The sequence below is a fragment of the Streptomyces sp. col6 genome, assembly GCF_008042035.1.
Classification (GTDB): Bacteria; Actinomycetota; Actinomycetes; order Streptomycetales; family Streptomycetaceae; genus Streptomyces.
On sequence record NZ_RDBL01000083.1, the window covers coordinates 1 to 5898 of the forward strand.

Sequence of the window (5898 nt, forward strand, 5' to 3'; positions counted from 1 at the left end):
TTGCGGGCGGGGCCGTCCGGTCTGTCGGCGCGGTCGAAGGGTGAGCACGATGTCCTCCAACGGGTGTGGTGGCGGGCAGTGCTGCGCCCCGGCGGCCGGGAGGGCCGTCGGGGCGCGGGTGGAGCTCGGGCCGGTCGGCCTGCCCGGTCACCGAAACCAGCCGCCCCCTGGGGGAGGGGTGGTGGTGCCGGTGGCCGGACGGGTCGACCGGATCAGCTGGTGGTGGAGGAGAGGGCTTCGGTGCGGAGGCGGTGGACGTTGTAGCGGCGGGGGCGGGTGCCGCTGTGCGAGGTGCACAGGGATCCGGGGGCGGCGTGGCAGGCCGGGCAGGCGACGGCGAGCGCGGGGTGGTTGAGGGCGGGCGCCTGGTCAGGGGTCAGGGTGTGGGCGGTGGTGTTGGGCACTGGGTGCTCCTTGGTCTGGCAGATCGGGTTCGGGGAGGGAACGACAACGCCCCGCCCGGAGTCGTCCGGGCGGGGCGTGGGTGGTGTTCGTGGTCTCCTCCGCTTCGGGGCGGAGGAGAGGGTCAGGAGTTGAGCTGTCTGCGGACTTCTGCGACGCGTTGGAGGATGTCGGTGGCCATGTCGGCGATGGTCTGGAGCTGCCTGTCGATGTCGGCCGGGTCCGTGCCGGTGAACGAGAACGAGCGGCCATCGTCGCCCGGCTGTGGGCCGGTGAACGAGAACGAGCGGTCGTCGCGGTCCGGTTCGGGGCTGGTGAACGAGAACGACACGGGCAGCTCCAGCGTCAGATGTTCAGGTTGTGGGCGCGCCGGATGGCGGCCTCCCACACGCTACGCACCTGCGCTCCGGTGTGGGAGTCGTTCCAGGAGGGGATCGTTTCCCACTTCTTTCCGTGCTGGCGGCGGGCTTCGTCCAGGAGGAGGTTGCCGGCGTCGCGGTAGGCGGCGTTGCGGGCGCCGGCCGCGACGCGCAGGGCGCCGATGGAGCAGCGGGCGCCTTCGGGGTGGATGAGGGAGTGGCGGGCCCAGCCGTGTGTGTCGAGGAACTGGAGGGCGTCGGTGAGGGTCTTCTCGACCGGGCCGGTCAGGCATACCGGCGGGGCAGTGGGGACGCTGGCGGGAGCCTGGACGGGAACCGCCTGGGTCGTGGCGGCGGGTTCCGGGGCGGGGCTGGGGCTGGGGTCGAGGGACTGGAACGCCGTCGTGTATAGGTCGGCGTCGAGGTGGGTGAACTCGGTCTCGGTGGTTGCGGTGCGGGTGTTCATGCTGCCCTCCACAGGCCGTTCTCGTTGGTGACCTCGTCCCGCCTTTTCAGCTCGGACAGGCGCGGTTTGATGTTCTTGGCGGATGTGCCCAGCTTCCGGGCGATGGTTTCGGCGGTCATGGGGATGGACTGCTCCCGCAGGAGTTCGAGGATGCGGGGCTTGATCAGCTCCTGTCCGTCAGGGGCCCCCACGGCGGCGGGGGCACCGGGCCTGCTGGGTCCGGCGAATGCGTGGTGGCCGCCGGGGGTGGGGTAGGGCTCCTCCTGCGGGGAGGGGGCGCCCTCTGCTGCGGCAAGGAGGTCGGCGAGGCTGCCGATCAGGTTCTTGCCGCGGCGGTCGACCATGGGGGTCTGGGTGATCGCGTCCCGTTCCCGCCAGGCGTCGCAGTCCTCGATCCCGACCGGCGGCTGGCCTCCGGCGAGGGTGACGGGGGCGACGTCCAGGTGCAGGGAGCGGAACTGCACGGCCTGGGAGCCGGGGGTGAGGAGGTAGCCCAGGCCGAACGTCCCGTCCTCGGGGGTGGCGGCGGCTTCGGTGGCCAGGCCGGACATGTCCCGGTCGGCAACCTTGGCGTACTGGCCCGGCCACTGCGAGGGGATCATCGACAGGTCGAGGCCCTCCGCGCCTTCCACCGCGTTCGCGCCGACCAGGGAGCCCTGCCCGCGTGCGCAGCGCAGGAACACCGCGCCGCCGCCGATGAGGAGCTGGGAGCGGATGACCGTGCTGTTGCCGAGGTCTTCGGCCAGCGGGGTCTGGGTGGCCAGGACCACGCCGATGCCGCGTTTGAGGGAGCGGCGGGTCAGCTGCTCCACGATCGCTTTCGCCTCCAGGTGGTAGGGGGAGGAGGCCGACAGCAGCATGTGCGCCTCGTCGATGACGACGAGGAGCAGCGGGTCGGTGAACGGGAAGGCTGGGCTGCGGTAGCGGGCTTCGCGGTCGAGCATCAGCGCGTAGGCAAGGCGCAGCGCGCCCATCGCCTCGTCCAGGCCGTCCCCGAGGTAGGCGGACAGTGAGGCCCCGGCGATGGTCCCGGCCTGCGGGGAGGCGAGGACGACCGCGATACCCGAGCGGTGGGCGGAGAGCAGAATCTGTTCCAGCAGTCCGGACTTGCCCGACCGGGAACCGCCGACGAGGTAGAGGTGGCGGGCGCCGGAGCCGGGCTGCGCCAGGGGCAGGAGAGCGGCCCGGCCGTCGACGTAGGTACCGGCGCGGACGTAGCCGCGGGAGTCCATCGACAGCTCGTCCACGACCGAGGAGAGCATCGTGCCGTGCATCAGGGCGTGTTCCCGCATCACCCGGATCCCCATCTGGGAGGGCTTGTCGCCGGGGGCGAGGGCGATCTGGATGGTCTCCAGGTCGAGGTTGCCCGCGAGGTCCTGGAGGTTGACGGCTCCGATCGCCCGGCGCTCGCGGGTCGCGATTCCCTCCCAGTCCAGCGGCCCGTCGTAGCGGGTGAGGGTCAGGGTGGTGCCGGGCATCGCACCCTCCGGCACAGCGACATGCGCGGCCCACACCTCTTCGGGTGTCGTCGGGGCACCGGCCGCGATCTGCGGCTGCTCCGCCGGGGTCTTGAGGTGAACGGTGACGGGCAGGGCGTTCGGGGCGTAGTGCTTGGGGTCGCCGAGCTCGACTTGGGAGACGGGGATCTGGTAGACGGCGGCGATGTCAGCGGCCCTGACCCTGACCTGTTCGCCCTGGGGCAGGGTGATGATCCCGGTGAACGCCACACGGTCACCGTCGATCTCAAGGCCGAGGTGCTCCAGGTTGGCCCCGGCCTGGATCAGCTTGCGGCCCTCGGTCTGGGTGGGACCGGAGATGAACTCGCGCCACCAGGCGATGATGAGCTGTTCCTGCGACGTCGGCCCGGCCCCCGGGTTCGTGCTCGTGGTGGCGGGTGCAAGTGCGGGCGCGGGGGTGGGGCCGGTGGTGTTGCGGTGGTGGGCCAGGGCGGCCGCCCCGGCCGGGACGGCGAGCCCGAGGGCGATCAGCGGGTTGGCGCCCGTGGCGAGGACCTCGTGCGCGGCGATGCCGCACCCGGTGGCCGTGAACCCGCACGCGATCAACGACCGCAGGGCTGGGGCGGAGGTGTTGACGGCCCATGCCCCGGCTCCGGCCGCCGCGGCGGCGAGGGCGGACCAGGGGCCGGCCACGAGTGGCACCACCGCGAGCGCGGCGGGCGCGTACTGGATGAACTGTGCTCGGGTCGGCCCCATGATCCGCTGAGCTCCTTACTGCTGGGCGTAGAAGGCCGCTTCGGCCATGTCGACGGGGGAGGTGGCGACCGCGTCGGCGATCCCGCCGTGGTCGGTCTCGGTGGTGGTCTTCGCGTCGTCGGCTGCCGCAGAGGCGCTGTCGGCGGCGGAGGTGTAGGCACCGGCGGCGTCCTTGACGCCGGTCATGGTCAGCGAGGCGTCGGCGAACTCCGAGGTGGTCTGGTCGTCGACGGCCAGCGCCTTCATCGTCTCGGCGGCGTCCAGCATCTGCTCGGCGGCGTCATCGACGTCCGAGGCTAGCTGGGTGACGGTCTCGCCGTGCGCGTGGACCTTGTGCGTGAGCCAGGCCAGTTTGGTGCGCAGGGCCGCGTAGTTCGCGGCGTCCTTGAGGGTCTCGGTGGCGCTCATCCGGGTGTCTCTCCTTCTTCTATCGGGCGTTGTAGAAGTCGCGCTCGGCGGGCTTGGTCAGGGGACTGTCGGCGACGGCGCGGAAGATCGGTCCGTGGCGGAGTTCCGCGTTCGCGGACGCGGTACGGCACGCTTCCTCGCCGCCCTGGATCTTGTCGTGGACGTCCTTGGCGGCGGCGGCCTGGAGGTCGAGCTGCTCCTTGAGGTGCTCGCACTTGCCGATCAGGTTCGCGCCGACGTCCTTCGCGGTGATCTCGGCGATGAGCTCGTCGCAGTCGGCGGCCAGCTGCCCGGCCTCGTCCGCGAGGACCATGCAGGTGTCGGTGCTGGCCTGGCACAGGGTGGCCGAGCCGTCGGCGAGGTCGATGACCTGAGTGAGGGTCATGACCTCACCGCCGCTGTAGGTGCGGGTCTTCCCGGCGGCGGTGGTGACGTGGACGCCCTTGTCGTCGACGGTCGCGGTGTGCGGGGTGGGCGGGTTGGGCTGCATCGCGGGGTCCTTCCGGATGTGTTCGGGCAGCGGGACGGTACGAGGAGGCGGGACGGTGCCCACCGGGGGAACCGCCGACCCCGGCACGCCGGTCGGAGGCGGCTCCGCCGGCGGCGGGGGAGCCGTCGACGCCGGATCTGTCGGCATCGACGGGGGCGTTGGCGACGGCGGATACGTCGGCATCGGCGGGACTGTCGGCGGCGGTGAGGGCGGGCTCGTCGGCGGCGGGGGATCCGCCGACGGGGCGCCGGTAGTAGGCGGCTCAGTGGCTGTGGAGGGCCCTTCAGCGGGCTCGGCGGAGGCGGAAACGGAAGGCTTTGCGTTCGGTTTCCTGAGGTAGGCGGAGCGCCAGCCATCGCGCAGGCCACCGGCCATGTGAGCGCCCGCCAGGAGCCCGTAATGCGTTCGTGCCGCGATATTGTGCGGCGTATTCCTGAACGTTTCGGGTGCCCGGTTCGGCTCCCATTTGTTTTTCGTTTTGGCCGGGGGTTTCTTGATTCCCGCCTGCTCGTATTTGCCGTGCGTGTTGTCCACGCCGACGAGGTAGCTGATGGCGAGGAGTAAGAGGAGTTCCACGACCCTCCCTTCTGTGACTCTGCGTGGTTGGAGGCGGTTACTGGTTACCGGTTACAGGCCCGTGGGACCCCGGTTCGGACCGCACGGCGGGCAGAACCGGGGGTGTCCGGGGGCTGTAACCGGTAACCAGTAACCGCAGTTGCGCACTCAGCGTGACGACGAACCGATGTTGTTCACGGTCGTGTTCGCCGTGTTGAACACCGACTCCAGCGTCGTCCTGATCGGCTCGCTGAACGGCGTGTAGGGCAGGAAAATCCCGGCGACGATCAGCATGATGCAGACCGCCATCTGCTTTCCCTTGGTCTTCTTGAAGGTGAAGAACAGGGCCCAGCAGAACAGGCCGAGAGCGAAGAACTGAAGCGTCATGTCATGCACCCTTCTCGAAAGTGAATCCCTTGTCGTTCACGGAACTGATGGCGCCCGAACCGGAAGAGGAACCGGAGGGCGAGGAGAGCTTCTTGTAGGCGAGGAGTCCGCCGCCCCCGACCAGCGCCACCCACAGCCACGGGCTGGAGGTGATGGCGCCGCCGACGCTGCCGCCGGCGGGCTCGTCGGCCTGGGCGGGCGCGCCACCGAGGGTGGGGGCGTCGCAGGCGGGGATCCTCGCGATGTCGTAGGAGGCCGCCTTGGCGACCGCCGCCGCGCGCGATTTCATGCACTCGCGGTAGACGGTCATCTCCCGCTCGTACAACGTCTTGGCCGCGGCCTCCTCGGTCTGCGCCCGCCGCTGGTCGGCCTCCGCCTCCACCAGGGAGTTCGCCGCACTTTCCTGGGCTCGTGCACGCTCCTGGGCGGCTTGCTCGGCCTGCATGCCGGTCACGGCGACAACCGTGCCGCACACGGCGACGACGGCGATCGTGCCGCACACGGCGATCGCCGCAGTGTTGCGGCGCATCCCGCCGACCGCGGAGGACAGGCGAGAGGACGTCGCGGGCTTCTCCGGCTTCTCCGAAGTCGGGGCCTGGGGGGGCTGAGGGGCCTGGG

General features: G+C 70.8%; 8 protein-coding genes. All 8 read right to left on the reverse strand.

What is annotated here, in order from left to right; all coding sequences use genetic code 11:
* Window positions 1-212 precede the first annotated feature (212 nt).
* Entirely contained in the window at window positions 213-404 is a 192-nt protein-coding gene (locus tag EAO73_RS35555) for a hypothetical protein (protein ID WP_147975651.1), read from the reverse strand.
* A 122-nt stretch (window positions 405-526) separates the two neighbouring features.
* Window positions 527-733 carry a hypothetical protein gene (locus EAO73_RS35560; RefSeq protein WP_147975652.1) on the reverse strand — a complete coding sequence of 69 codons (207 nt, stop codon included), beginning with the start codon at window positions 731-733 and terminating at the stop codon, window positions 527-529.
* Window positions 734-747: 14 nt separating this feature from the next.
* Window positions 748-1227, reverse strand: coding sequence for a hypothetical protein (locus tag EAO73_RS35565; RefSeq protein ID WP_224756607.1), 480 nt, complete (start codon window positions 1225-1227; stop codon window positions 748-750).
* The gene (locus EAO73_RS35570) at window positions 1224-3440 is read right to left on the reverse strand and encodes a hypothetical protein (RefSeq protein WP_147975654.1); all 2217 of its coding nucleotides are present in this window, start codon (window positions 3438-3440) and stop codon (window positions 1224-1226) included. The genes EAO73_RS35565 and EAO73_RS35570 overlap by 4 nt, the downstream gene beginning before the upstream one ends.
* Before the next feature lie 15 nt (window positions 3441-3455).
* Window positions 3456-3848, reverse strand: coding sequence for a hypothetical protein (locus tag EAO73_RS35575; protein WP_147975655.1), 393 nt, complete (start codon window positions 3846-3848; stop codon window positions 3456-3458).
* Between the two features lie 19 nt (window positions 3849-3867).
* Window positions 3868-4338, reverse strand: a complete 471-nt coding sequence (locus EAO73_RS35580) for a hypothetical protein (protein WP_147975656.1) — start codon at window positions 4336-4338, stop codon at window positions 3868-3870.
* Between the two features lie 723 nt (window positions 4339-5061).
* The gene (locus tag EAO73_RS35590; protein WP_224756608.1) at window positions 5062-5280 is read right to left on the reverse strand and encodes a hypothetical protein; all 219 of its coding nucleotides are present in this window, start codon (window positions 5278-5280) and stop codon (window positions 5062-5064) included.
* Window position 5281: 1 nt separating this feature from the next.
* Window positions 5282-5898: hypothetical protein (locus EAO73_RS35595; protein ID WP_147975658.1), on the reverse strand; the 617-nt coding region annotated here is incomplete at its 5' end.